At 64.7% G+C, this 26411-nt stretch carries 26 protein-coding genes; 11 read left to right on the top strand and 15 right to left on the bottom strand.

The genetic code is table 11. From position 1 onward, the window contains the following. Positions 1 to 43: 43 nt before the first annotated feature. The 5 genes from rimO to serS all read right to left on the bottom strand — a co-directional run bounded on the left by rimO (position 44) and on the right by serS (position 5842). A complete protein-coding gene (gene rimO, locus QU44_RS02985) occupies positions 44 to 1372 on the bottom strand; it encodes a 30S ribosomal protein S12 methylthiotransferase RimO (RefSeq protein WP_033920040.1) in 1329 nt (442 codons plus the stop codon). 108 nt (positions 1373 to 1480) lie between these two features. Next, the gene (locus QU44_RS02980; RefSeq protein ID WP_033919980.1) at positions 1481 to 2509 is read right to left on the bottom strand and encodes a potassium channel family protein; all 1029 of its coding nucleotides are present in this window, start codon (positions 2507 to 2509) and stop codon (positions 1481 to 1483) included. Then, positions 2509 to 3549, bottom strand: a complete 1041-nt coding sequence (locus QU44_RS02975; protein ID WP_033920039.1) for a M23 family metallopeptidase — start codon at positions 3547 to 3549, stop codon at positions 2509 to 2511. Before QU44_RS02975 ends, QU44_RS02980 begins: the two co-directional genes overlap by 1 nt. Positions 3550 to 3635: 86 nt before the next feature. Then, a complete protein-coding gene (surE, locus tag QU44_RS02970) occupies positions 3636 to 4403 on the bottom strand; it encodes a 5'/3'-nucleotidase SurE (RefSeq protein WP_033919979.1) in 768 nt (255 codons plus the stop codon). A gap of 161 nt (positions 4404 to 4564) precedes the next feature. Next, complete coding sequence (gene serS / locus QU44_RS02965; protein ID WP_033919977.1) at positions 4565 to 5842, bottom strand: serine--tRNA ligase; 1278 nt, start codon at positions 5840 to 5842, stop codon at positions 4565 to 4567. Between the two features lie 95 nt (positions 5843 to 5937). Here serS and QU44_RS02960 point away from each other — a divergent pair, with 95 nt between their 5' ends. Beyond that, positions 5938 to 6381 carry a host attachment family protein gene (locus QU44_RS02960; protein ID WP_033920038.1) on the top strand — a complete coding sequence of 148 codons (444 nt, stop codon included), beginning with the start codon at positions 5938 to 5940 and terminating at the stop codon, positions 6379 to 6381. A 35-nt stretch (positions 6382 to 6416) separates the two neighbouring features. Here the strand turns inward: QU44_RS02960 and QU44_RS18105 are convergent, their stop codons facing one another. After that, the gene (locus QU44_RS18105) at positions 6417 to 7262 is read right to left on the bottom strand and encodes a hypothetical protein (protein WP_156140889.1); all 846 of its coding nucleotides are present in this window, start codon (positions 7260 to 7262) and stop codon (positions 6417 to 6419) included. Between the two features lie 435 nt (positions 7263 to 7697). Between QU44_RS18105 and dksA the strand changes: the two genes are divergently transcribed. Both dksA and QU44_RS02945 read left to right on the top strand, forming a co-directional pair. Then, a complete protein-coding gene (gene dksA / locus QU44_RS02950) occupies positions 7698 to 8168 on the top strand; it encodes an RNA polymerase-binding protein DksA (RefSeq protein ID WP_033919974.1) in 471 nt (156 codons plus the stop codon). Positions 8169 to 8269: 101 nt separating this feature from the next. Then, positions 8270 to 8644, top strand: coding sequence for a PilZ domain-containing protein (locus QU44_RS02945; protein ID WP_033919973.1), 375 nt, complete (start codon positions 8270 to 8272; stop codon positions 8642 to 8644). 83 nt (positions 8645 to 8727) lie between these two features. On the opposite strand, the gene QU44_RS17675 is transcribed toward QU44_RS02945, so the two are convergent. Further along, on the bottom strand, positions 8728 to 8883 hold the full coding sequence (locus QU44_RS17675; protein ID WP_081987821.1) for a YdcH family protein: 156 nt from the start codon (positions 8881 to 8883) through the stop codon (positions 8728 to 8730). A 154-nt stretch (positions 8884 to 9037) separates the two neighbouring features. Between QU44_RS17675 and QU44_RS02940 the strand changes: the two genes are divergently transcribed. Together QU44_RS02940 and QU44_RS02935 are read left to right on the top strand one after the other, a co-directional pair. After that, positions 9038 to 9235: a YdcH family protein gene (locus QU44_RS02940; protein WP_033920037.1), complete on the top strand. Its 198-nt coding sequence runs from the start codon at positions 9038 to 9040 to the stop codon at positions 9233 to 9235. Between the two features lie 92 nt (positions 9236 to 9327). Continuing rightward, positions 9328 to 9786, top strand: coding sequence for a DUF1465 family protein (locus tag QU44_RS02935; protein WP_033920036.1), 459 nt, complete (start codon positions 9328 to 9330; stop codon positions 9784 to 9786). 124 nt (positions 9787 to 9910) lie between these two features. Here QU44_RS02935 and QU44_RS02930 read toward each other — a convergent pair whose 3' ends face one another. Continuing rightward, positions 9911 to 11155 carry a TetR/AcrR family transcriptional regulator gene (locus QU44_RS02930; protein ID WP_033919971.1) on the bottom strand — a complete coding sequence of 415 codons (1245 nt, stop codon included), beginning with the start codon at positions 11153 to 11155 and terminating at the stop codon, positions 9911 to 9913. A 155-nt stretch (positions 11156 to 11310) separates the two neighbouring features. Between QU44_RS02930 and QU44_RS02925 the strand changes: the two genes are divergently transcribed. The 5 genes from QU44_RS02925 to QU44_RS02905 all read left to right on the top strand — a co-directional run bounded on the left by QU44_RS02925 (position 11311) and on the right by QU44_RS02905 (position 16298). Continuing rightward, positions 11311 to 12549 carry an acyl-CoA dehydrogenase family protein gene (locus QU44_RS02925; protein ID WP_033919970.1) on the top strand — a complete coding sequence of 413 codons (1239 nt, stop codon included), beginning with the start codon at positions 11311 to 11313 and terminating at the stop codon, positions 12547 to 12549. A gap of 51 nt (positions 12550 to 12600) precedes the next feature. Further along, on the top strand, positions 12601 to 13686 hold the full coding sequence (locus QU44_RS02920; protein WP_033919969.1) for a Zn-dependent alcohol dehydrogenase: 1086 nt from the start codon (positions 12601 to 12603) through the stop codon (positions 13684 to 13686). Continuing rightward, on the top strand, positions 13683 to 14717 hold the full coding sequence (locus QU44_RS02915) for a phosphotransferase family protein (RefSeq protein ID WP_033919968.1): 1035 nt from the start codon (positions 13683 to 13685) through the stop codon (positions 14715 to 14717). The genes QU44_RS02920 and QU44_RS02915 overlap by 4 nt, the downstream gene beginning before the upstream one ends. A gap of 2 nt (positions 14718 to 14719) precedes the next feature. Then, positions 14720 to 15511: an SDR family NAD(P)-dependent oxidoreductase gene (locus tag QU44_RS02910; protein WP_033920035.1), complete on the top strand. Its 792-nt coding sequence runs from the start codon at positions 14720 to 14722 to the stop codon at positions 15509 to 15511. Between the two features lie 61 nt (positions 15512 to 15572). Beyond that, the gene (locus QU44_RS02905; protein ID WP_033919967.1) at positions 15573 to 16298 is read left to right on the top strand and encodes a hypothetical protein; all 726 of its coding nucleotides are present in this window, start codon (positions 15573 to 15575) and stop codon (positions 16296 to 16298) included. On the opposite strand, the gene QU44_RS02900 is transcribed toward QU44_RS02905, so the two are convergent. The 5 genes from QU44_RS02900 to QU44_RS02880 form a co-directional block, all read right to left on the bottom strand. Further along, on the bottom strand, positions 16295 to 17185 hold the full coding sequence (locus QU44_RS02900) for an acyl-CoA thioesterase (RefSeq protein WP_033919966.1): 891 nt from the start codon (positions 17183 to 17185) through the stop codon (positions 16295 to 16297). The two genes, QU44_RS02905 and QU44_RS02900, sit on opposite strands and share 4 nt — an antisense overlap. 11 nt (positions 17186 to 17196) lie before the next feature. Beyond that, positions 17197 to 18324, bottom strand: a complete 1128-nt coding sequence (locus tag QU44_RS02895) for an acyl-CoA dehydrogenase family protein (RefSeq protein ID WP_033919964.1) — start codon at positions 18322 to 18324, stop codon at positions 17197 to 17199. Positions 18325 to 18482: 158 nt separating this feature from the next. Continuing rightward, on the bottom strand, positions 18483 to 19664 hold the full coding sequence (locus QU44_RS02890; RefSeq protein WP_033919963.1) for an acyl-CoA dehydrogenase family protein: 1182 nt from the start codon (positions 19662 to 19664) through the stop codon (positions 18483 to 18485). After that, positions 19661 to 20989 (bottom strand): amidase family protein, encoded by a 1329-nt coding sequence (locus QU44_RS02885; RefSeq protein WP_033919962.1) that lies wholly within the window; start codon positions 20987 to 20989, stop codon positions 19661 to 19663. Before QU44_RS02885 ends, QU44_RS02890 begins: the two co-directional genes overlap by 4 nt. Before the next feature lie 145 nt (positions 20990 to 21134). Beyond that, complete coding sequence (locus tag QU44_RS02880; RefSeq protein WP_033919961.1) at positions 21135 to 23159, bottom strand: 3-hydroxyacyl-CoA dehydrogenase NAD-binding domain-containing protein; 2025 nt, start codon at positions 23157 to 23159, stop codon at positions 21135 to 21137. 310 nt (positions 23160 to 23469) lie between these two features. Here QU44_RS02880 and QU44_RS02870 point away from each other — a divergent pair, with 310 nt between their 5' ends. Further along, positions 23470 to 25176: a class I adenylate-forming enzyme family protein gene (locus QU44_RS02870; protein ID WP_052134277.1), complete on the top strand. Its 1707-nt coding sequence runs from the start codon at positions 23470 to 23472 to the stop codon at positions 25174 to 25176. Positions 25177 to 25192: 16 nt separating this feature from the next. Here the strand turns inward: QU44_RS02870 and QU44_RS02865 are convergent, their stop codons facing one another. Further along, entirely contained in the window at positions 25193 to 25906 is a 714-nt protein-coding gene (locus QU44_RS02865) for an EAL domain-containing protein (RefSeq protein ID WP_033920034.1), read from the bottom strand. Positions 25907 to 26081: 175 nt separating this feature from the next. Beyond that, positions 26082 to 26399 (bottom strand): PilZ domain-containing protein, encoded by a 318-nt coding sequence (locus tag QU44_RS02860; protein ID WP_033919958.1) that lies wholly within the window; start codon positions 26397 to 26399, stop codon positions 26082 to 26084. Between the last annotated feature and the right edge of the window lie 12 nt (positions 26400 to 26411).

Below are 26411 nucleotides of genomic sequence, written 5' to 3'. Positions count from 1 at the left end.
CTCCCAATCGTCACCCCGCAGTGAGCGGGGTGACGACCGCTTGCTAGACCGGCACTCCAAACAGGTCATGGTCGTCGGCGTCCTCGATCCGCACGCGGATGATGTCGCCGGGGTTGCGATCGAAGGTGTCGCGCAGATGGACTTCGCCGTCGATCTCGGGGGCGTCGGCTTGCGAGCGGCCGGTCGCGCCGCCTTCATCGTCGACCGCGTCAAGGATCACGTCGAGCTCGCGGCCCACCTTGGCCTGGAGCTTGGCCGCCGAAATCGCAGCGGTGCGCTCCATGATGCGAGCGTAGCGTTCTTCCTTCACCTCCTCGGGCACGGCATCGGGCAGCGCATTGGCGGCGGCACCCTCGACCGGTTCGAAGCGGAACGCGCCGACACGGTCGAGCTGGGCTTCGTCGAGCCAGTCGAGCAGATATTCGAAATCGGCGTCGGTTTCGCCGGGGAAGCCGACGACGAACGACGATCGGATCGCGATGTCGGGGCAGATCGCGCGCCACGCCTTGAGCCGTTCGAGCACCTTGGCCTCATTGGCGGGGCGGCGCATCCGGCGAAGCACGTCGGGCGCGGCGTGCTGGAACGGGATGTCGAGATAGGGGAGCACCAGCCCCTCGGCCATCAGCGGGATGACCTGATCGACATGCGGATAGGGGTAGACATAATGCAGCCGCACCCATGCCCCCAGACGCCCCAGTTCGCGCGCCAGATCGGTCATGTGCGGCACGACCTCGCGCCCCTTCCAGGCGCGCGGTTCCTTGCGGATGTCGACGCCGTAGGCCGAGGTATCCTGGCTGATGACCAGCAATTCGCGCGTTCCCGCTTCGATCAGCTTTTCGGCTTCGCGCAGGATCGCGTCGGGGCGGCGGCTGACAAGATCGCCGCGGATCGACGGGATGATGCAGAATGAGCAGCGGTGGTTGCAGCCCTCCGAAATTTTCAGATAGCTGTAATGGCGCGGCGTGAGCTTCAGGCCGCTTTCGGGCACCAGGTTCAGAAAGGCATTGGGCGGCATCGGCGCGTGATCATGCACCGCGCCGACGACGGCTTCGTACTGGTGCGCGCCGCTGATCGCCAGGACGTTTGGGAAGCGCGCGCGGATCATCTCGGCTTCCTGCCCCAGGCAGCCGGTGACGATCACGCGGCCATTGGCGGCCATCGCCTCGCCGATCGCCTCAAGGCTTTCCTCCTTGGCGCTGTCGAGAAAGCCGCAGGTGTTGACCAGCACGACATCGGCACCGGCATAGTCCTGCGACAGGCCGTAGCCGTCCGAGCGCAGCTTGGTGAGGATGCGTTCGCTGTCGACCAGTGCCTTGGGACAGCCGAGCGACACCATGCCCACGCGGGGCGGTTCAGGAAATTGGGTTGCCATGATCGTCGGCGCACATAGTGATTTCCGCGCGGACTTCATAGCCCTCTGCCCTTTTGGGGAGCGGTTTGGGAGAGGGGAAGTGCGCTGCGCTGCGTTACCGCCGCTTCATCACTGTTTTCCCATGCCGTGGCGCGGCAGGATTTCGACGATGACATCGCCTTCATGCAGCGCCTGCGCCTCGGGTGCGCTGAAGCCGTACACCTCGCCGCCGCGATAAATTCGAAGGCCAAGCCCGGTGGTGATGGCCGACAGCGGCTGGTTGACCTCGTCGAGCTGGACGGTGCGTTCGGACAATTGCACGCGGCCTTCGTAGGAGGCCAGGTCCATCATATAATCGGCGATGTGCCGCCCGGTGCAGGAACTGGCGAGCAACAGTCCGGCGAAGCTGACCGGGTTGATCACTGTCGTTGCCCCCGCCGCACGGGCGGGCAGTTCATTGTCCTCGGCCTTGACGATGATGCTGATCGGCAGGTCGGGGGCGAGGTGGCGCGCGGTGAGCACGATCAGGATCGAGGTGTCGTCGCGCCCGCCGGCGACGATCATCGCGCAGGCGCGGGCGATTTGCACGTCCATCAACGTCGCATCGCGGGTGGCGTCGCCCAGCAGGACGTTGCAGCCGCATTCCTCGGCCTTGGCAAGCTGATCGGTGTCGCCATCGATCACCACGATGCTGGCCGGATCGCGACCGCGCGCGATCAGTTCGTCAACGGCTTCGGAGCCGGTCTTGCCATAGCCGGCGACGACGACATGGCCGTCAAGATTGCGTTGAATACGTGCCATGCGCCATTTATCCCAGCCGCGCTTGAGGACGAAATTATAGGTGGTGCCGATGAACAGCACGACCACGAACACCCGAATCGGGGTGACGATCAGCGCATCGAACAGCCGCGCCTTTTCGGTGACCGGGGCGATGTCGCCATAGCCGGTGGTGGTGATCGAGATCATCGTGAAATAGACGACATCGGCAAAGCTGATGTGCCCGTCATAATTGTCGCGCAGCCCTTCGCGGTCGAACCAGTGGACCGCGATCGCGATGCCGACCAATGTCAGGACCGCGATGACTCGCCAGGTGATCGCCAGCCAGACGGGGGTCGAGGATTTGCGCTTGAGCGTGCCTGGATGCTGCGGTTTTGCCATCAGTTTCGCGCCGGCAAGCGGGTAAGCGGGTCGACCGGGGTGCGCCCTTGGCGAAGCTCGAAATGCAGTTCGGGGCGGTTCGCCGCGCCCGAATCGCCCGACAGCGCGATCCGCTGACCGCGCTTCACTGATTGGCCACGCTGGACCAGCAGGCCGCCGGCATGGCCATAGACCGAAGTAAGTCCGTCGCCGTGGCGAAGGATGACCAGCCCGCCGAGTGCGGGAATGTCGCTGCCGACATAGGCGACGACGCCGTCGGCGGTGGCGAGGATCGGGGTTTTCAGCGGCACCGCGATCTTGATGCCGTCGTTACGCTCGCCAGAGGCACCGGGGCCGAAGCGGCGCACGATCCTCCCCTCGACCGGCCATTGGAAACCGCCGCGCAGCCGCGCTGGTTCAGCGACCGCGGCGGTCGAGGGCAGCACACGCTTCGATGACGAGGTGGGGCGGGTGGGTGCGGTATTGGCGGCAAGCGCGGGTTCGCCGCCGGTGATGATGTCGTCGATGTCGAGGGTGAAGGCCTGCGCGCGCTCGGCGGCGCTGCGCGGGGTTGCTTCGCCGGGGATCAGCACGCGCTGGCCGGTACGCAGGATGTAGGGCTCCTCGAGCATGTTGGCGGTGACGATCCGGCCCCAATCGACGCCATAGGCGCGCGCGATGGCGATGCCGGTCTGGCCGTCGCGCACCAGATGATAGCGCCCGCCGGGAATGGTCAGCCGCTGGCCGGTCAGGATCGTGAAGGGCGGGGCGATGCCGTTGGCGCGGGCAATGGCTTCGGAGCCTGCCCCGGTCTTGGCGGCGATGCCGCGCAATGTGTCGCCGGGGGCTACGGTGTAGGTGGTCGCTGCTACGCTGCGCGCGTCGGGGGAGACGCGGCGGGCTTCCCAGGCGGGGAGCGGCGAGGGGAGTGCGGTGATTTTTTCGGCAAGCGGCTGGCGGACGGTTTGCGATGGCGGCGGCGGCGGCGGCGGCGCGGTGGGAGGCTGGCTGGTGCCGGGGATGCAGGCGGCGAGGGTGAGGGGGAGGGAAAGTCCCCCCATCAGCGCGAACGGGGAGGGGGTGGTCTGTTTATAAGGCCAGCCAGGTCGCTCCGTGCCGCGCTCGGTTCGCGCCATTCGTCGCCCCTTCATTCGCGATACGCTTGGGTGAGCATCGCCAGTGACGGACGATGCGTCAGGTCCAGATGCAGCGGCGTCACCGCAATATAGCCGTCCCGGATCGCTTCGAGGTCGGTCGAATGCGCGGGCGTCTCGATCGTCGGGCCAAGGCCGAACCAGTGATATTCATAGCCGCGCGGATCGCGATTGGTGATGATCTGCAAACGGCCATAATCGCGCAGGCCCTGATCGGCGACGCGGATGCCCTTGACCCGGTCGGCAGGCAGCGCGGGGAAGTTGATGTTCACCAGCGTGCGCGGTGCCCAATCGAGCGCCATCAGCGGTTCGAGCGCGCGGCGGCCCCAGGCGGCGGCGGCGTCGAACGGCACCGAATCGCCCATCGCTTCGCGCGCATAGACCTGGCTCAAGGCAATCGAGCGCACGCCGGCAAGCGCCCCCTCCATCGCCGCCGAGACAGTGCCCGAATAGGTGACGTCCTCGGCCAGGTTCGCGCCGCGATTGACCCCCGACAGGATCAGGTCGGGCGGCTGATCGGCCATGATCTTGGCCAGCGCCATCATCACCGCGTCGGTTGGCGTGCCATCGACCGCGTAGCGCTTTTCGCCGAAACGGCGGATTCGCAAGGGGCGGGACAGGGTGAGCGAATGGCCGGCACCCGATTGCTCTTCGGCGGGGGCGACCACCCAAATGTCGTCGGAGAAGGTGGCGGCGAGGGTTTCGAGGATTTTGAGGCCGGGGGCGTGATAGCCGTCGTCATTGGTGATGAGGATTCGCATTATTTAATCCTCCCTATCGAAGATGGGGAGGGGGACCGCTCGCGTAGCGAGGGGTGGAGGGGCAGCGACGCAGGCGGCGCGCTTGCGGCTTTGCCCCTCCACCATCGCTTTGCGATGGTCCCCCTCCCCGAGCGAGCTCGGGGAGGATTTTGTCGCACCGATCACTTTGGCTCCAGCATCGTCAGGCCGCCCAGATATGGCTGTAGCACCGGGGGCACCGCGACCGCGCCGCTTTCCTGCTGGTAGTTCTCCAGCACCGCGACCAGCGTTCGCCCGACCGCCAGCCCCGAACCGTTGAGCGTGTGGACGAAGCGCGTGCCCTTTTCCCCCTCGGGCCGGTAGCGCGCGTTCATGCGGCGCGCCTGGAAATCGGTGCAGGTCGAGACGCTCGAAATCTCGCGGTAGCGCGCCTGGCCGGGCAGCCACACTTCGAGATCATAGGTGCGCGCCGCCGAAAAGCCCATGTCGCCGGTGCACAGCTTCATCCGGCGGAACGGCAGCCCCAGCGCCGAGAGAATACCCTCGGCATGACCGGTCATCGCTTCATGCTCGGCGTCGGAGGCTTCGGGGGTGGTGATCGCTACCATTTCGACCTTTTCGAACTGGTGCTGGCGGATATAGCCGCGCGTGTCACGCCCCGCCGCGCCGGCTTCGGAACGGAAGCACGGCGTAAGCGCGGCGAAGCGCAGCGGCAGCTCCTTTTCGGCGAGGATCTGGCCTGCGACGATGTTGGTCAGCGACACTTCGGCGGTGGGGATCAGCCAGCGGCCATCGGTGGTGCGGAACAGGTCTTCGGCGAATTTGGGAAGCTGGCCGGTGCCGTACACCGCCTCATCGCGCACCAGCAGCGGGGGTACGACTTCTTCGAAGCCATGCTGCTGGGTCAGCGTGTCGAGCATGAACTGGCCGAGCGCGCGGTGCAGGCGCGCGACGGGGCCGCGCAGCAGGGTGAAGCGCGCGCCCGCCATCGCCGCGCCGGTTTCGAAATCGAGGCCGATCGCGGGGCCGATCGAATCATGCTCGCGCGCCGCGAAGGCGAAGCTGGTCGGCTCGCCGCGCAGATGGACCAGCGCATTATCGTCCTCGCCATCGCCCGGCGGCACATCGGCGGCGGGCAGGTTGGGGATTGCCGCGAGCGTGGTGCCCAGCTCGGCCGCGAGCGCCTTTTCCTCGGTTTCGAGTGCGGGCATCGCTTCCTTGAGCGTTGCGACTTCGGCCATCAGCGCGTCGGCGGTGGCGTGGTCGCCCTTGCCCTTGGCGGCACCGATCGCCTTGGATGCTTCGTTGCGGCGCGCCTGGCCCGCCTGCAATTGGGTGAGCACCGCGCGCCGCCGCTCGTCGAGCGCGACCAGCGAATCGGCCTGGGGCGGCAGGCTGCGGCGGGCGAGCGCCTGGTCGAAAGCGGCGGGGTTTTCGCGGATGGAGCGGATGTCGTGCATGGCCGACGCTATGGCCCGGCGGCGGGGGCGGGCGCAACCCGTTGGTGATGCGGCGCGTTACCCGGCTTCATGCCACGATAAACAAGGATATCCCGATGCAGGTTCCGCACAAGGCATTCGTCGTCGTCGCCGATGGCCGCAAGATGCTGTTCTTTCGCAACGAGGGCGACGCGGTGCATCCCAATCTGGTGGTCGAGCGGGTGCGCGAGCAGGACAATCCGTCCGATGGCGATCAGTCGACCGACCGCCCCGGCCGCACCTTTTCCAGCGTCGGCGCGGGCCGAAGCGCCTATTCCGAAACCGACTTTCACCAATTGGAGGAAGACCGGTTCGCGGCGCATACCGCCGACTTGCTCAAGACACGCGCGCTGAACAACGATTTCGAAACGCTGATCATCGTTGCGCCGCCCAAGACGCTGGGCGAACTACGCAAACATTATCACAAGGAAGTGCAGGCGCGGCTCTCGGGCGAGATCGACAAGGATCTGACCGGCCATAGCGTTGCCGACATCGAAAAGGCGCTGCTCGCCGCCGATTGATCGCGGCGAGTTAGTGATGAGGGGCGCGAAGCGGGTCAGTCCCGCTTCGCCGCCTTCTTGCCAAAGCGCCCGCGTGCGACCAGCGCGGCTGCGGCACCGCCGAACAGCAGCAGCATCGGCGGTGCAGGCACCGGCGTGGGGTTGCCCGACGACGTGCCCGGCGGATTGGGGTTGTGCCCCCCGCTCGACCAGCCGGGCTTGCCTGGCTTGCCGCCATTGTCATTGTCGTTGGAATTGTTGTTTTCGTTCGAGTTGTTGTTCTGATTCGAATTGTTGTTGTTATTATTGTTGTTGTTCTGATTTGAGTTCTGGTTGCTGTTATTGTTCTGATTGCTGTTGTTGCTGGAATTGTTGTTATTCGAGCTGTTGTTGTTGTCGATCACGACGCTGGTGCCGCCGCTCGAGCTCGAGCTCGAGCTTGAGCTCGAACTGGAGCTGGATGTCGATGACACCACGATGCTGCCGCCCCCGCCGCCGCCGCCAACGAAGCCGCCACCGCCGATAAAGCCGCCGCCGCCAAAGAATCCGCCAGATCCCCCGACCATCACCGGCCCGCCGCCAAAGCCGCCGCCGCTGATCACCGGTGCCGCACCGCTCGATCCAAGATAGGGCGCGGGCAGCGGGATCGGTGCGCCCTGGGTGGTGACGGTCACCGTTTGCGGCGCGCAGGTCGCGGTCTTGGTGATCGTGCGGCGGACCAGCTTTTTGCCGGGTGCCGCGGCATATTGCACGCGCTTGCGGGCGACCTGCTTTTCGGCGACGCGCTTTTCGATGATCCGCTCGGTCCGCGCGGTATCGACGGCATGGACCGCGCCCCCGCCGACGATCGCGCCGCCGCAAGTGAACGCGCAAAGTTTCGCCACAGCCATTCGTACCGACATATCGCCATCTCTTCTTCGTTTTCCGAACGGCCGCGTGCGGACGATCGGGGGAGGCAACCAGCGATTGCCAATAAAATTACACTGCCGAAGAAAACGCTAACTTCAACAGCGTTAACCCTCTTAGCGAGGCCTAAGGACGGCAAATACAATCAAGCGAAGGCCCGTTTCTGGTTAACGTCCGGGATTGGGACGATTGCAGCGGCTATGTGGTTCTGGCGAGTTCGAAACCGGCTGCCGCGCACAGGCGCTTCGGCGCGAATCACCCCGGCGGTTTGGGCTGCCGCGCCAAATGGTCGGTTTTGAAAGATAATTACCGGGAAAGACGGGCTTTCGTCGCTTGTGATGCGCTTGCAGCGTCCGTATAGCCGCGCCAGAGCAATGCAGGCGCGCCACAGCCATTGGGGGCCGACACGGCAAGCCGGTGTGGAGAGTGGGATGGCAACGGTTTTGGATCGATTCAACGACCCTGAGAAATCGGGTCCGCCGGCAGCGAATGATGGCGATGGCTCAGGCTATCGCCCTCATGCCGACGAAACGTTCATGAACGAGCGGCAACAGGCCTATTTTCGGGGAAAGTTGCTGGCGTGGAAGGATGCTATTCATCAGGAAGCCAAGGATACGCTTAGCCAGTTGCAGAATGACTCGCTGCGCGAGGCCGACCTCACCGATCGCGCGTCGAGCGAAACCGACTGGTCGATCGAGTTGCGAACCCGCGATCGCCAGCGCAAGCTCATTTCGAAAATCGACGCGGCGCTGCGGCGGATCGAGGATGGCGAATATGGCTATTGCGAAGTCACCGGCGAGCCGATCTCGCTTGCGCGGCTGGAGGCGCGGCCGATCGCGACGATGACGGTCGAGGCGCAGGAAAAGCACGAGCGGCAGGAAAAGGTATCGCGCGAAGAGTAACGCGCCGCACCGCCTTGCTTATGTGCTGCTGAATGAATTTGGTAAGGTTTGCTGTGTTAGCCTTGCAACGACCCGTATCAGCATGAGTATCGAGCATCACCATGGACCGTTACGCACAGGATTCCGTACCGAACCCGCGAGGGGACGAAACGGTAGACGCGAAGCGCAATGCTACGCGCGACAGCCTGTTGCTGGCCGCCACGCTGCGGGTCGATGGTGACGAAACCAATGTTCGAATCCGCAACCTTTCGGCGGGCGGGCTGATGGCGGAATATCCGATCGCGCTTGCCAGCGGCACGCCGGTCGACATCGATGTGCGCGGGATCGGCTGGGTGGGGGGAAAGGTGGCTTGGGCCACCGATGGCCGGTTGGGCATCGCCTTCGATTCGCCGATCGATCCCAAGCTGGCGCGCAAGCCGGTGGGGGCAGGTGCCAAGACGCCGATGTATCTGAAGCCGCCGCTTCGCCGTCTTTAAGGTTCGCCGTTTTTTTAGACTGGTGATCTGCCGCGCGGCCCGGGGCCACGCGGCAGGGGTAAACGCTTGTGTTGATGCGGCGTTTACTGGGTGGTCATTTCTTCCTTCACGCGCAACTTGGCTCGCTTGAGGCCACGCAACACCGTCGGATCGGGAAGCGGGCGCTGCGACTCGGCGGCGATCTTGCGATCGAGCGTTGCGTGCTTTGCTTCCAGTGCGGACAGATGCGGACTTTGCATGGCTGCGTTCTCCGGTGGTTGTTAGGGGGATGCTGAGTAAAACACCGATCGCGGCGCTTGTCGCCTTGCAAAAACGATGCGATCGACGTGCCGTGCCGAAATCACGGCCCAATTCGAATGGCCGCCGTCGGCACCGGGGCGCGAAGGATTAGTGATGGACGAGGCTGAACTGCTGCGCCGCCTGGAAGCGCTGCGCGTCGAGCATCGCGATCTGGACGCGGCGATCGCGGCGATGATGGGCACCGGATCGACCGACCAGCTGCAGATTGCGCGGCTGAAGAAACGCAAGCTGCGGCTGCGCGATGAAATCGCGCTGGTCGAGGATGAGATGATCCCAGACATCATCGCGTGAACGCCACCCCGGTCCGCGCCGTTTTGGGACAGGCGCAAACAGGCCGTTTTTTGTCGGTTTCGGGCGACGCTGCGCTGTGGCAGCAAAATAGCATGAACCAAAACAACGCGGCGCGCATCGAACGGCGGCTGATCGATTCGCTGTATGTCGAGGCCATGGTGCTGGCCGACGAGGCGCGCGACTATTTCGATGAAGGCGGGCGGCAGGACCGCGAAGGACTCGACCCGCTAACCCGCGTGTCGTTTTCCTGCGAATCGCTCAAGATCACGACTCGCCTGATGCACATCATCGCGTGGTTGTTGACGCAGCGCGCGGTGGCGGCGGGCGAACTCACCCTGCGCGACGCGCTCGATCGATCGCGACGACTGGGCGGCGCGCCCGCAAGCGACCCTGCAGCGATCGCGGCCATGCCCGAGGGCGCTGCGACATTGGTGCGCGCGAGCATCGACCTGCATCGGCGGGCGGGCCTGCTCGACGAGGCACAGGCAAGGCCGCTATTTGCGCCCAGCCCGGCGCGGTCGATGATGGATCGGCTGGCCGGGGCGTTTTGAGGGGAACGCGGGGTTTTTACCCCGGCCGAAACTTGCACGTCATTCCCGCGAAGGCGGGAAGCCGTACCTTCTGCTCTGGATTATGGCTTCCCGCCTTCGCGGGAATGACGATGGCACTGCGTCACTATCCCGCCAGCGCCCGGTCGTCGAACAATCCGAACGACAGCGTCGAGGCATAAAACGCCACTGCGCGGTCGCTGGGCATGGTGCTGGCCCATTTGCGCATGTCGAACGCGGCGTTTTGCAGCGCCATCAGGATCTGGCTGGCAACCAGGGGATCGATCGCGCGGATCGAGCCTTCGGCGATGCCGTCACTCATCGTGCCGGCGAAGCGGCGGGCGATTCGGTTCGATCGGTCGATCATCGTCTGACGTACCTCGACCGGCAGGCCCGACAATGCGGTGGTGCGAAGCAGCGGGCCGCGTTCGGAAAATTGGATGTCGAGCAAGGTCGCCAGCGTCGATGACAATCGCTGCCAATGGCTGCCGCCCTGATCGTCTGCCTCGCGCTGGGCATCGGTGATCGTGCCGAAACTGCGTTTATAGCATTCGATGACCAGGTCATCCTTGGCATCGAGATGGTGGTAGAAGCTGCCCTTGGTCACGTTCAGTTCGGACGCGATCCGCTGGACCGAAGCCCCGCGATAGCCGAGTTCGTTGATCAGGCGAGTGGCGGCGAGCAGGAAGCTTTCGCGGCTCGAGGTCGATTGGCCATGCGTCAGGTCGAGCGGGGCGGGGGACCAGCGCTGGCCGGGGCCGGCGATGCCGTGGCGGAAGACTTCCATCACCCGCGCCTCGACTCGCGGATATTGATCGATGCCATAGCGTTCCAGCCAGACGTTCAGCCAGAAACTGTTTTCGAGCAGCACATGCGCGCGGGCGCCGTTGAGATCGGTGTGCGCGCGCGATTGCGGCGTGCCGAACAGGCTGCGGGTCTTGCGGAACACTTCGCGCCAGCCGGCGAGCAATTGCGCCTTTAGCGGCTCCTCCATCGCGCGAAGATCCGAGAGAATCGCAAAGTCGGTTTCCTCGCCGGTGCGGATGCGGGTGAGTCGCTCCATGTTTATCGCCAGAAAGCGTTCGACCCGCTGTTCGGGGGTTGGCAGTTGCAGCGCTTCGTCGAGCATCGCCAGCAAGGTGGTGAGCGTCTGATCGAAGCAGGCGGCGGCAAGATCCTCTTTCCGCTTGAAATAATAGGTCACGCTGGTGGTGTTGAGGCCGACGCGGCGCGCGACATCGGCAAAGGTCATGCCCTTGGCCGATTGTTCGTTAATGGCTTCGGCCGCCGCCGCGAGGATCGCGTCGCGTTTGGCCTGAAAGCGTTTGGTACCTGTTTCCGCCGGTGGGCGAACGTTTTGCGGGGCGTGCATCAATTTAGAGTAGCGGGTTCGTTTCGAAGAAACAGTGTTTTTTTCATGGCGGCCATACAAGGCCACCGTAACGGCAAAACCTGGCGGCAGGTGCTTTACCGAAGATCGGGTATGGTCTACCCGGAAAGAAACAGAAGCGCGCGAGAGGATGATCCATGGATTTCACGCTGAACGACCGCGAAACGCATTTCCGCGATCGGGTGAGGGCGTTCATCACCCAGCATATCGTCCCGCGCGATGACGAATATCATGCCGATGTGCATAGCGGCGACCGCTGGGCACCGTCGAAGGTGATCGAGTCGCTTAAACCGCGCGCGAAGGAGACGGGGCTGTGGAATCTGTTCATGCCGCCGCATTCGGGCCAGACTCATGTCGATGACAGCTTCGCGTTCGAGGGTGCGCAGCTAACCAATCTGGAATATGCACTGTGTGCCGAGGAGATGGGGCGAATCCATTGGGCGGGCGAGATTTTCAACTGCTCGGCCCCCGACACCGGCAATATGGAGGTGTTCCATCGCTATGGCACGCGCGAGCAGAAGGAGCGCTGGCTCAAGCCATTGATGGATGGCGCAATCCGATCGGCGTTTCTTATGACCGAGCCGGCGGTTGCCTCGTCGGATGCGACCAATATCGAAACCTCGATGGTTCGTGATGGCGGTGATTATGTCATCAACGGGCGCAAATGGTGGTCGTCGGGCACCGGCGATCCGCGCTGCAAGGTCGCGATCGTGATGGGCAAGACCGATCCGGAGGGCAAACGCCACGCGCAGCAAAGCATGATCCTGGTGCCGCTCGACACGCCCGGCGTGAAGATCGAGCGGATGCTTTCGGTATATGGGTATGATCACGCGCCGCACGGTCATGGCGAAGTAGTGCTCGAAAATGTCCGGGTTCCGGTCACCAATCTGTTGCTGGGCGAAGGGCGGGGATTCGAGATCGCGCAAGGCCGGCTTGGGCCGGGGCGCATCCATCATTGCATGCGCACGATCGGCACGGCGGAGATGGGGATCGAACTGATGGCGAAGCGGCTGCTGAGCCGCACCGCGTTCGGCAAGCGGATCGCCGACCAGTCGGTCTGGGAACAGCGGATCGCGCGCGCCCGCATCGACATCGAAATGACCCGCCTGCTGTGCCTGAAGGCCGCCGACATGATGGACAAGGCGGGCAACAAATCGGCACAGCTCGAAATCGCGATGATCAAGGTGCAGGCGCCGATGATGGCGCTGCAACTGCTCGACGATGCGATCCAGGCCTATGGTGGCGCTGGCGTTTCGGGCGACACGCCGCTGGCTGGCGCGTGGGCTAGCCTGCGGACGCTTCGTTTCGCCGATGGGCCGGACGAAGTGCATAATCGCGCCATCGCCCGCGCCGAATTCGGCAAATATGCGGTTTGAATATCGTCCGCGCCCCGGCCTTCGCCGGGGTGACGAAAGGGGTGCGACAGCGTGAAAGCAGCCGTTCTGCACGAGGCGAAGACGCCGCTGGTGATCGAGGAAGTGCGCGTCGACAAGCCCGGCCCGCGCGAGGTGCTGATCCGCACCGCCGCGGTGGGGGTCTGCCGATCGGACCTGCATTTCATCGACGGCAGCTTCCCGCATCCGGTGCCGACCATTCCCGGCCATGAAGCCGCCGGCGTGGTCGAGGCGGTGGGCGATGGCGTGGCGAGCGTGAAGCCCGGCGACCACGTCATCACGTTCCTGACGGCATTTTGCGGCAGGTGCGAGTTCTGCATTTCGGGCCGGCCTTCTTTGTGTACCGATCCGTCGACTCGTCGCGCGCCTGATGCCGAGCCACGGCTGCGGCTGGCTGGCGGACAGGCGCTGACGCCGTTTCTGAACCTGTCGGCCTTTGCCGAAATGATGCTGGTGCATGAAAATGCCTGTGTCGCGATCAGCCATGACATGCCGCTCGATCGCGCGGCGCTGCTTGGCTGCGCGGTCATCACCGGCGCGGGGGCGATCTTCAATGACAGCAAGGTGAAGCCCGGCGAAAGCGTGGCGGTGATCGGTGCGGGCGGGATTGGGCTGTCGGCGATCAACGCCGCCAAAATCGCCGGCGCGGGCATGATCCTGGCGATCGATCCGGTGCCGCATAAGCGCGAATTGGCGCGCAAGATGGGCGCAACGCATCTGTTCGATCCGTCCGACGAAGGGCTGGCCAAGGCGGTGCTCAAGCTCACCGATGGCGGGGTGCATTATGCGATCGAGGCGGTGGGACGTCCCGCGACCGCCGAGCTTGCCTGGAACCTGTTGCGGCGCGGCGGCACCGCGACGATCCTGGGCATGATCTCACCCGGCCAGTCGGTCACCATCCCCGGCCACACCTTCCTGACCGGCAAGAAGCTGCAAGGATCGCTGCTGGGATCTACGCAATTCCCGATCGACATGCCGCGATTGGTGCAGATGTATCTCGACGGCAAGCTCGACCTGGACACGATGGTGGCCGAACGGATCACGCTCGATCAGGTCAACGATGCGATGGCCAAGCTGCGTACCGGCGACACCGCGCGATCGGTGATCATGTTCGCATGAGTGCGCCGGGCGAAGACTCGATCGACACCGCCGCGCTCGAGCGGTGGATGCGCGCGCAACGCCCCGGTTTTGCCGGGCCGGTGGCGTTGAGCAAATTCGCCGGCGGCCAATCTAACCCAACTTATCGCGTCGAGACGCCAGGGGGCAGCTATGTGCTGCGCCGCCAGCCCTTCGGCGCGCTGCTGCCATCGGCGCATGCGGTCGACCGCGAATATCGGCTGATCGCCGCACTGCATCCGACCGGCTTTCCCGTCGCGCGGCCCTGTTTCGGGCTGTGCGACGACCCGGCGGTGATCGGGTCGATGTTCTATCTGATGGAGATGGTTGAGGGGCGGACCTTGTGGGACGGGACGCTGCCCGACATGCCCCCCGCCGATCGCCGCGCGCATTATGAGGCGATGGTCGATACCCTCGCCGATCTGCACGCGATTGACTACGCGGCGGCGGGCCTCAGCGATTTCGGCAAGCCCGGCAATTATTTCGAGCGCCAGGTGGCGCGATGGACCCGGCAATATCGCGCCGCGCAAACCGACGACATCCCCGCCGCCGAAGCGCTGATCGACTATCTCGCGCGCACGGTGCCGCCGCAGACTCGCACCGCGATCGTGCATGGCGATTATCGCATCGACAACATGATCTTCGCGCCCGACGCGCCGCGCATCCTGGCGGTGCTTGATTGGGAGCTGTCGACCTTGGGCGATCCGCTTGCCGACTTCGCCTATTTCGCGATGAACTGGGTGACTGAGCCAGAGGGGCGTTCGGGGGTGATGGGGCAGACCGGCGGCGGCACCGGCATCCCGACGCTGGAGGACGTGACCCAGCGTTACTGCGCGCGGACGGGGCGCGATGACGTGCCCGACCTCAACTGGTATTTTGCCTATAATCTGTTCCGGCTGATGGGCATCGTCCAGGGGATCAAGAAGCGCTGGCTCGACGGCAACGCATCGAACGCCGCCGCCGAGGCAACCGCCGCGCGGGTCCCTGCGCTGGCCGAGGCGGCATGGGGCTTTGCGCTGAAAGCAGGAGCATGACGATGCGCGCACGGTTCGAGGGCAAGTCGATCATCGTCACCGGGGCGGGGTCGGGGATCGGCCGCGCCACCGCCCGCGCCTTTGCGGCGGAGGGTGGGCGGGTGATCGCCGCTGATCTGAGCGACGCGGTGGATGAAACCGTCGCCGGCCTCGACACCGCCATCGCGCTGCGCATTGATGCGGGTGACGAAGCCGATGTCGCCCGGCTGGTTGCCGCTGCGTGCGACCGTTTCGGCGGGCTCGACATTTTCTATGCCAATGCAGGGATTTCAGGGGGCGCGGACGGCATCTTCGATTCCTCGGTCGAACTGTGGACCGAAGTGCTGCGCGTCAACCTGATCGGTCCGTTTCTGGGCATCAAGCACGCCGCCCCTCGTATCGCGGAGCGCGGCGGCGGTGCGATCCTGTGTACCGCCAGTGTCGCCGGGCTGCGATCGGGCGCGGGCGGTCCGGCCTATTCGGCGAGCAAGGCGGGCGTCATCAACCTGGTCCAGACCGCGGCGCAGCAACTTGCCACGTCGAACGTCCGGGTCAATGCGATCTGCCCCGGCTTGATCGAAACGGGCATGACCCAGCGCGCGTTCGATTATGCCCGCGAGGTCGGCAAGGAGGACAGGCTGGGCCAGCTAAACCCGCTGCGCCGCGCGGGCGTGCCGGACGAAATCGCCCGCGTAGCGCTGTTCCTCGCCAGCGACGATGCCAGCTATGTCAACGGCCAGGCATGGGCAGTCGATGGCGGGCTGTCGTCCAGCCACCCGGTGACGCGGCAGATGTTCGGGAAGACGGCGTTCTGATTGACTCGGTCCTGTCGCTGCTGATCTATACGAAAAGATAAGGTCAAAAAGGGGGGATGCGATGCGAAAGCTGTTTTTGTGGGTTCCGATTGCGCTGATCTTTGCGGCGCTAGGGGTGCCTGTTGTCGCCCAGGCACAGGATTTCAGCGAGGCTGAGGTGGTAGTTACCGGATCGCGGCGTGACACCGATGGCTTTGACGAGAGTCGTCCTGTGGTCGGGCTGCGCCGGGCCGCTGATTTCGCGATTCTGGAGGTCACTATCGCAGGCGACACCCGCGATGCCGAAAAGCGCCGCAGCGAGATATTGGCGATGGTAAAGAGCGCCATCGAGATCGCGCCGAAATTCGCGGTGCAACTGGCGACCGGCGACGAAGTGGTGGAAGCGCTGACGATCGCCAATTATCGCGATCTGAGTTTGTTGAACGACAGCCGCCCCGACACCGATCGCACGACGTTCCTCGTCAAGGTGAAGCTTGGCGACGGCGTAGACGGGGCTGCCGCCCGTGATCGGATTGGGCGGTTCGTCAAGGCGGTTCCCGCAGTCGGTCGCGCCGAAATCCGGGGAGGGAGCGATGATCTGACATTGTCGATCGTCGGGCCAGATAGGTTCCGAAGCGAGATACTCGATATTCTCGCAGCCGACGCAAAAGCGGTCGCGGGGCGGATGGGGCCGGAATATGGCGTCGAACTCAAGGGTCTCGATCGTCCGGTCGAATGGGCGCGGGCGGGGCTGACCGACGTGTTCCTGTATATACCTTACAACATGGTCGTGCGCCCGAAGGATTAGTCCTTCACCCGGATCAGCCCCTCCTGCGTGCAGCTCGCCACCAGCCGTCCGTCGCGGGTGAAGATGCGTCCGCGATTGAAGCCGCGCGCATGCCCGGCCCAGGGGCTGTCGGTGGTGTAGAGCAGCCAATCGTCGAAGCGGAACGGCTCGTGCAGCCACACCGCATGATCGAGGCTGGCGGTCTGGACGCGGCCCGACATCCAGCTTACGCCGTGTGGCAGCATGCAGGTGCCGAGCAGGCTCATGTCGCTGGCATAAGCCAGCATCGCGCGGTGGAGCGCTGGATCGTCGGGCAGCGGCGCGGCCACGCGGAACCAGCTATGCTGCTGCGGTGTCGAGGGTTCGGGCGCGAACCAGTTGCGCGGGTTGGTCGGGCGGATTTCGATCGGGCGGGCGCGCAGGAAGAAGCTACGGAGCCTTTCGGGCACCTGATCGCGGATTTCCTCGCGCAGATCACTGTCCGATCGCAGCGTGTCGGGATCGGGAACGTCGGGCATCGCGTCCTGATGGTGCAACCCTTCCTCGGGCACATGGAACGACGCGATCATGTTGAGAATCGGCGCGCCGCGCTGAATCGCGATGATCCGGCGATTGGCGAAGCTGCGCCCGTCGAAATCACGCACGACGCGGTAGATTATCGGATGATCCTCGCTGCCCGGACGCATGAAATAGGCGTGGAGCGAGTGCGCGACCTTGGGCGAGTCGACCGATCGCTGCGCCGCCTGCAGCGCCTGGCCGATCACCTGCCCGCCAAACACCCGCCCGGTGCCGCCGGGCTGGCGAGCACCGCGATACAGGTCGGTGTCGATTTCCTCGACATCAAGCAGGTCGATCAGTTGTGCGACCAATGCTTGCGGGGTGGTGGCGCGTTCATGGGGTTCGGTCATGCGGTGCGCGCTCAATAGCCGTTTTCGCGCGCCAGCGCGTCGGCGTGATAATTCGCGTCGCCGAACATTTCGGCGAGCACGCGCGCGCGCTTCATATAGAAACCGACATCATATTCGTCGGTCATACCGATGCCGCCGTGCATCTGGATGCTTTCCTGTACGCTAAGGGTGGTGGCAAGGCCGGTCATCGCCTTGGCGACCGCGACGGCCTCGCTCGCATTTGGGCTGCCCGCATCGAGCAATTGCTGCGCCTTGAGCACCGCAGCACGCGCGACTTCCATTTCGGCATATAGGTGTGCGGCGCGGTGCTGGAGCGCCTGGAAGCTGCCGATTGTCTGGCCGAACTGCTTGCGTTCCTTGAGGTACGCGACGGTCAGGTCCATCGCACCGCCGCCGACACCCAGCAGCTCGGCCGAAGCGCCGCTGCGCCCTGCCGCCAGCAGACGGTTCAGCACTTCGCGGCCATTGTCCACCTCGCCGACGACCGAATCGGCATCGAGTTGCAGATCGGCGAAGGTGATCCGCGACGCCAGGCTCGAATCGGCAAGGCGTTCGGGCCGGATGTCGGGTGCGGCGGTTTTGGGATCGACCGCGAACAGCGTCACGCCGTCCTGGTCGGACTCGGCTCCCGAGGTGCGCGCGGCGACCAGGATCAGGTCGGCGACATGCGCGTGCGCGACGAATTGCTTGGTGCCCGAAAGCCGGAAACCATTGCCCGATCGCTGCGCGGTGAGCGAAATGCCGTCGCCGAATTTCGCGCGCTCGTCGATCGCCAGCGCGGCGATCGTGTCGCCCGCCAGGATGCCGGGATAATAGCGATCGGCATGCGCGGTGCCGCGCAGTGCCTCCACCGCCGCGACCGCCGTGGTCAGGAAGGGCGAGGGCGACAGGTTGCGGCCGATTTCCTCGAGCACCACCCCCGCCTCGACATGACCAAGCCCCATGCCGCTTTGCGCCTCCGGGATCAGGATGCCGGTGAAGCCCATATCGGCGAACTGCTTCCACAGGTCGCGGCTGAAGCCGGTCGCGTCGTTTGCGTCGCGCAGTGCGCGCAGGTGCGAAGGCGGCGCGTGTTCGGCGATGAAATCACGCGCGGTGTCGCGCAGCATCGTCTGCTGATCGTCGAGATACAGGGGCATATTCTTCTCTTTTCTTCTCAAAGCCCTCTCCCGCGTGCGGGAGAGGGTTGGGTGAGAGCCTGTTTCCTGTCGCAGCGGACGAGAAGACCCTCACCGCTGCGACTAGGTTCGATTCGCGCTCCAAGTCTCGCGCCTCTCCCGCAGGCGGGGGAGGGTAGTTATGCCGGCAAGTCCAAAATCCGTTTCGCGACGATGTTGAGCTGGATCTCGCTCGTTCCGCCCTCGATCGAATTGGCCTTGGTGCGAAGCCATGCACGCGCCGCCGCGCCGCCATTTGACGCGCCGCTTTCCCATTCGAGTGCGTCCGATCCGCCCGCCGCCATTTGCAGCTCGTGGCGTGCCTTGTTCAGTTCGGTGCCGTAATATTTCATCATGCTCGGCTGTGCCGGGTGCGCGCGGCCCGCCTTGAGTTCGTCGATGAAGCGTTCGGACATCGCCCCGAAGGCGCGCGCGCGGACTTCGAACATGGCGATCGAGGCGCGTAGCAACGGATCGGCGAGCCGCCCTTGCGCGTCCAGCCCAACCGCAGCGATCGCACCCTCGATCAGCGGGTTGCCGCCGCCGGCACTGGCCAGGCCCATGCCCGAGATCATCTCGCGCTCATGCCCCAGCAGATATTTGGCGACGTCCCAGCCCTTATTCTCGTCATGGATGCGATTGGCCTTGGGGACGCGGACATTGTCCATGAAGGTTTCGCAAAAGGGCGAATAGCCCGAGATCAGCAGGATCGGCTTGGTCGAAACGCCTTCGCTCGCCATGTCGAACAGCACGAAGCTGATGCCGCCCTGCTTCGATTCCTTCGATGTGCGGACGAGGCAGAAGATCCAGTCGGCCTTGTCGGCATAGCTGGTCCACACCTTTTGCCCGTTGACGATATAATGATCGCCCGCGTCCTCGGCCGAGGCGGCGAGGCTGGCGAGATCGGATCCGGCATTGGGTTCGCTATAGCCCTGGCACCAGCGGATTTCGCCGCGCGCGATCTTGGGCAGATGGTCGAGCTTTTGCGCTTCGGTGCCGTATTTGAGCAGCGCCGGCCCGAGCATCGAGATGCCGAAGCTGTTGAGCGGGTTACGGCAATGCAGCGCCGCCATTTCCTCGCGCAGTGCCTTGGTTTCGGCGGGGCTGAGGCCGCCGCCGCCATATTGGGTTGGCCAATCGGGCACGGTCCAGCCGCGCGAGGCCATCACATCGAGCCATTCGCGCTGGCCCGGCTGAAAATCGGGATTGCGCCCGCCCCAGCAAATGTCCTTGTCCGATCGCACGGGTGCCCGCATTTCGGGCGGGCAATTGGCTTCGAGCCAGGCGCGGGTTTCGCTGCGGAAGGTGGCCAGATCGGTCATGCGATTGCTCCTTGTGGAGACGGGGAAAGATGCTCGGCGATCAGCGCGGCAATTTCGATCGCGCGATGATCCTGGTGAAGGTTGGTGATGACCTGCACCCCGGTGGGCAGCCCATCGATCAGCCCGACCGGCATGCAGGTCGCGGGCAGGCCGGGATAAGTGGCGAGGCCGGCCCAGGCGAGATGCGCGTCATAAGGGCCGGGGGTGCCATCAATGTCGAGCGTGCGGTCGGCAAGCGGGCTGTGGTCATGCGCGAACGCCTGGGTCGCGGCGGGCGGCGCGATCACCGCGTCGAACTCGCCGAACAACACGCCCCAGGCGCGGGTGCTGCGTGCCTGTGCATCGAGCATGCTGAGCCATTTCAGCAACGACGGCAGCGTGTGGTGCAGCGCGGGATTGCTGCGCGCGAAGGTGACGTTCAGCAGATCGCCATAAGCGGCATGCTGGCGCGTGAGATCGGGGAGCAGATCGCTGTCGCGAACGACTTCGACACCGGCGCGGGCAAGCGCTGCTGCGGCGCGCTCGACCCCCTCGGTTACCGCATGCGCGGTGCGGGTTTCGGGATGCTGGGTCAGGACCAGGACGCGCCTGGCGCGCGCCGCCGGGCGCGGCAGCGGCAGCGTGGCGAGCAGGTCGGTCATTAGCGCCAGATCCTGCGGATCACGCGCGAGCGGGCCGATGACCCCCAGTACCGTTTCGGCCCCGTCGGTGCCGGGATAGCGATGGCCGTCGGACGAAATCGCGTTCCAGCTCGGCTTGTGCCCCCAAATGCCGCAGAAATGCGCGGGCACCCGGATCGAGCCGCCGACGTCGCTGCCAAGCTCGATCGGCACCATCCCCGCCGCCACCGCCGCCGCGCCGCCGCCTGAGCTGCCGCCGGGGGTGCGCGCGGGATCGAGCGGATGATTGGTGCGGCCGTGAATCGAATTGACCGATTGCCAGTCGCCCAGCCCCTTGGGCACGTTAGATTTGCCCAGGATGATCGCACCCGCCGCCTTCAGGCGAGCGACGGCATGCGCGTCGGTGGTCGCGATATTGTTGCGATGCTCGGCAAAGCCCCAATGGGTGGGCAGGCCGGCGATGTCGAACGCCTCTTTCACCGTCATCGGCACGCCGAGCAGCGGCGCGGTATCGCCCGCGGCAAGGCGCGCATCGGCGGCGTCGGCGGCGGCAAGCGCCCGCTCGAAATCGCGCACCGGCACCGCGTTGATCGCCGGATCGAGCGCCTCGATCCGCGCGATCGCGGCGAGCGCTTGCTCGCGCGCGCTGGTGGTGCCCGCGCGGATCGCGGCGGCGGTGGCGTGGGCGGTGAGGGGCGGGTTCATCCAATCCTCCCCGGTACGGGGAGGTGGCGGCGCGAAGCGCTGACGGAGGGGGCGCTCCACGAACGATGCGCTTGCGGCGAGCCCCCTCCACCGCCTTTGGCGGTCCCCCTCCCCGTGCCGGGGAGGAGCTTCGACCGGTCAGCGCTCAATTGAAGCGCTCGCCCTTGTCGGCCTTGTCGCGCAGCAGCTTTGCGACCTCGAAGCCGTGCTTCTCCAGCCCGGCGACGATCTTCTTCAGCCCCTCGGTATCGGCCCAGAACATCGGGCCACCGCGATAGACCGGCCAGCCATAGCCATAGATCCACACGACATCGATGTCGCTCGCGCGCTGTGCCATGCCTTCCTCAAGGATCAGCGAGCCTTCGTTGACCATCGTGTAGAGCGTGCGTTCGACGATTTCCTCATCGGTGATGTCGTGCTGCACGGCACCCGTTTTCGCCCGGAATTCCTCGATGATCTCGGCGACGCGCGGGCTGGGCGAGGGGTTCCGCTTTTCGTCATAGTCATAAAAGCCCGCCTGGGTCTTTTGCCCCCAGCGCTTTTCGGCGGCCAGCGCGTCGCGGATATTTTCGATGCGGGTGGGATCGCGGTGCCAGCCGATGTCGACGCCGGCCAGGTCGCTCATCTGGAACGGCCCCATCGGCATGCCGAAGGCGACATGGACCTTGTCGATCTGTTCGGGGGTGGCTCCCTCCATCAGCAGCTTCATCGCCTCTACCTGACGCGGCATCAGCATGCGGTTGCCGATGAAACCGTGGCAGACGCCCGAGACGACCGCGACTTTGCGGATCGTCTTGCCCAGCGCCATCACGGTGGCGAGCACATCGTCGGCGGTCTTGGCCCCGCGCACGACTTCGAGCAATTTCATCACATTGGCGGGCGAGAAGAAGTGCATGCCAAGCACGTCTTGCGGACGGGAGGTAGCTGCAGCGATTTCGTCGACGTTGAGATAGGAGGTGTTCGAGGCGAGGATCGCGCCGGGTTTGGCGATCTTGTCGAGCTTGCCGAACAGCTCCTTCTTGACGTCCATATTCTCATAGACCGCCTCGATAATCAGGTCGCAATCGGCAAGGTCGTCGAGCGAAAGCGTGGGGCTCAGCGCGCCCATCGCCTGTTCGACCTGTTCGGGCTTGATCCGGCCCTTGGCCGCCGATGCCTCGTAATTCTTGCGGACGACGCCGGTGCCGCGATCGAGCGCTTCCTGCTGCATCTCGACGATCGTCACCGGGATGCCCGCCGACAGGAAGTTCATCGCGATGCCGCCGCCCATCGTGCCAGCGCCGATGACGCCGACACGCTTGATGTCGCGAAGCGCGATGTCGGGTGCGATGCCGTCGATCTTCGATGCCTTGCGTTCGGAAAAGAAAATGTGCCGCTGCGCTGCCGATTGCACGCCGAACATCAGCTTCATGAAGCTTTCGCGTTCGAACTGGATCCCTTCGACAAACGGTACCTGCGTCGCCTTTTCGACGCAGGCGATATTGGCCTCGGGCGCGTCGAAGCCGCGAAAGCGGCGGGCATTGGCCTTGCGGAAATCGGCAAAGACCTGGGCATCGGCGGTGGCGGTCTTTTCGCTGGCGCGCGGCAGCGGACGCGCGGCGGCGACTTCGGCGGCGAAGGCGAGCGCGTCGTCGAGCAGGCTGGCTTCACCCGCCAGCCGATCGACCAGCCCGGCGTCGTGCGCCTTCTTCGCTGAGATCGGATCGCCCTTGGCGGTCATTTCGAGCGCAAGTTCGACGCCAGCGACTCGCGGCAGCCGCTGCGTACCGCCAGCGCCGGGCAGCAGGCCCAGCTTCACCTCGGGCACGCCCAATTTCGCCGAAGGGACGGCGATGCGATAATGGCAGGCAAGCGCGACCTCGCACCCGCCGCCAAGTGCGGTGCCGTGGATCGCCGCGATCACCGGCTTGTCGAGCGCCTCGATCGAGTCGACCAACGTCGGGAGCAACGGCTCGACCGGCGGCTTGCCGAATTCGGTGATGTCGGCCCCTGCGAAAAAAGTCTTGCCGGCGCAGGTGATGATGACGGCGGTGATCGATTCGTCGGCGGCTTCCTTCAGCGCCGCGTCGAGGCCGGTGCGGACGGCAGCCCCCAGCGCGTTGACCGGCGGATTGTTTGAGGTGACGACAAGTATGTCGCCGTGGCGGGCGGTGGTGATGGGCGAGGTCATGGGTGTCGTTTCTCCGATAGTCGGGCGAACGGGGTGGCGTTACGGCGCGGTGGCCGGGGTGAAGAGCGGTGCCGTCGTCATCGGCGTCGGGGCAGGCGCGACGGTCATCATGGGAAATGCGTACCTTCCATTCGAAACCAGCGCAACGGGGCACCGCAGAAGCGTGCGGTTCCTCTATTGCCTTGAGTGTATCGCGAATCAATACTAACCTTACGCCCAAGGGCAAAAGCCCAAACCCGACATTCAACTATCGGAGAGACATGCCTTGGCCCAAGACCCGCTCGTCGCGCTCGACCCTGCATGGCCCAAGATGACGCTGGCGCAGATCGAGGCGCTGCTGACCGCGCCTGGACAGCGATTCGAATATGAGACGGTCGATATTCGCGGCGTGCTGACGCGGGTGTGGAAACATGCCCCCGCCAGCCTGGCGCTGTTGACGATGTTCTCGCGCAGTCATGGCGACCGGTTGTTCCTGATCCATGAGGAGGAACGGATCAGCTATGATTCGCATTTCCGCGCGGTCGCGCATCTGGCGCATAAGCTGATCGCAATGGGGATCGGCCGGGGCGACCGGGTGGCGTTTGCAATGCGTAACCTGCCCGAATGGACGCAGATATTCTTCGCGGTGACCGCGATCGGCGCGATCGCGGTGCCGCTGAACGCCTGGTGGACCGGGGCCGAGCTTGAATATGGCGTCAATGATTCGGGCGCGAAGCTGCTGATCCTCGATGGCGAGCGCCATGTGCGGCTGGCCGAGCATTACCCTGCGATGCCCGGCGTCGCGCATATCCTGGTCACCCGCGCCAAGGGGCCGCTGGAGGGCAAGGCCGAAGCGTTTGAAACATTGGTCGGGCCGCCGACGACCTGGGCATCGCTCGATGAAATCGGCCTGCCCGAAATCGCGATGACGATCCGCGCCGATGACGAGGTCGCGATCTTTTACACCAGCGGCACCACCGGCCATCCCAAGGGCGCATTGGGCACCCATCGCAACATGCTGTCGAACATTTTTTCGACCGGTTACGGCGCGGCGCGGATGCTGCTGCGGCGCGGCGAAGTGCCCCCGCCCATGCCCGAGCCCAAGATCAATTTGATCGTCATTCCCTTCTTCCACGTCACGGCGTGCAGCGCGTTCCTGATGGGTAACATCGTGGCCGGCGGCACGATCGTGCTGATGCGGAAATGGGACACGATAGAGGCGTATAAGCTGATCGAGCGCGAGCATATCCATGCCACCGGCGGGGTGCCGACGATCGCCTGGCAATTGCTCGAACATCCCGATCGCGCCAAATACGACCTGTCGAGCCTGGAGAATATCTCCTATGGTGGGGCACCCTCGGCCCCCGAACTGGTGCGGCGCATTTACCAGGAGTTCGGCGCGCTGCCCGGCAATGGCTGGGGCATGACCGAAACGATGGCGACGGTGACCAGCCATCAGGGCGAGGATTATCTCAACCGCCCCGATAGCTGCGGCCCGCCGGTGCCGGTTGCTGAACTAAAGATCATGTCGCCCGATGGCGCGGCCCAGCTGGCGATCGGCGAAGTCGGCGAATTATGGGCGCGCGGGCCGATGGTGGTGAAGGGATATTGGAACAAGCCCGAAGCGACCGCCGAAACCTTTATCGACGGCTGGGTGCGCACCGGCGACCTCGCCAAGCTCGACGACGAAGGATTTTGCTACATCGTCGATCGCGCCAAGGACATCATCATCCGCGGCGGTGAGAACATCTATTCGATCGAGGTAGAGAATGTCCTCTATGCGCATCCGGCGGTGACCGACGCCGCGCTGGTGGGGGTGCCGCACCGGACGCTGGGCGAAGAGCCGGCGGCGGTGGTGCATCTATGCCCCGGCTGTTCGGCGACCGAGGCCGAGCTGCAAGCCTGGGTCGGCAAGCATCTGGCAGGGTTCAAGGTACCGGTGGCGGTGAAGTTCGTCGATGCGGTGCTGCCGCGCAACGCCAATGGCAAGATATTGAAAAAGGAATTGCGCGCGATGTTCGAGCCGGCGGTGGCTTGAACCGCGGCGATATGCCTCAGGCGACGGCGGCGAAATCCTGGCCGGGCATCACCACCTGAGGCAATTCACGAAAGCCGGGGCGCGCAAATAGATAGCCCTGGACATAACGAATGCCGAGCGTGCGGATCGCGGCATATTCGCCCTCGGTTTCGATCCCCTCGGCGATCACCAGGATATTGAGCGAGGCGGCGATGCGGACCACGCCGTCCAGGATCAGCCGGCGCGGCAGGCTGGCGTCAAGATTGCGGACCAACTCCATGTCGATCTTGATGATGTCGGTCTGGAACTTGGCCAACAGCCCAAGCCCGGCATGACCCGCGCCGAAATCGTCGATCGCGGTGGCGAAGCCCATTTTCTGATAGGTTTCGACGATATGTTTGACATGGTCGGTGTCGGCCATCTCTTCGTCTTCGGTGAATTCGAAGATCAGCCGGTCAGGCGGAAAGCCGGTCGCCTGCGCGGTCTTGAGCGTAAGCTGGATGCAGGCGGCGGGTGAATAAACGGCGTTGGGCAGGAAATTGATCGACAGCCGCGCGCCGGTTTTCAGAATCCCTGCGGCCACCGCGCCCTCGATCGCCGCGACCCGGCATTGCTGGTCAAAGGCATAGCGATTTTCGGGCGTTACCCGCGCGATTACCTCGGCGGCCGGCTCGCCATTGGCCCCGCGCACCAGCGCTTCATAGGCATAGACTTGCCCGGTCTGCGCATCGATGATCGGCTGGAATGCCATGGCGATGTCCATGGCCTGACCCGGCGACCTGCATCCCTGACAACCTGCCTGCACATTTCGTCCTTATTCGTTCGATCTCATGCTAGCGGGAAGAAAGCCGGCTATAGCTATCATAGAGTAACCGGCGCCCGGTTCCACTTGGCCGAGCGGCCAAGCCGCCGGCGGCAGCATCGTTTCAGCGGCTTGCCGGGTTGTTGGCAGCGATGTGGTCGACCACCGATGGGTGTAACCGATTGCAAAAGCTCACGCCTATCTCGCCGGGTACGACCCAGCGGACATCGCATTTGATCGCCTGCATCGTGTCGATCGTCAGATAGATATTTTGATCGACCTGAAATTGCCGGAACGTGGCGATACGTGCGCCGCTCGGCGAAATATCGAGCAGCTCGACGGCGTGTTGACCGTAATAGGGTTCCGAGACGCGAGCCGGGGCCGATAGCGAGATGCGGCAATAGGCGCGCTGTTCGCTGGGCTTCGTTGCGGCTTGGCGCATGATCCGCTCCTT

The organism is Sphingomonas sp. 37zxx (assembly GCF_000786205.1).
In the GTDB taxonomy this organism is placed as follows: domain Bacteria; phylum Pseudomonadota; class Alphaproteobacteria; order Sphingomonadales; family Sphingomonadaceae; genus Sphingomonas.
The sequence above is the reverse complement of the archived record's forward strand: the minus strand, read 5'-3'. Positions and strand labels throughout refer to the sequence as shown.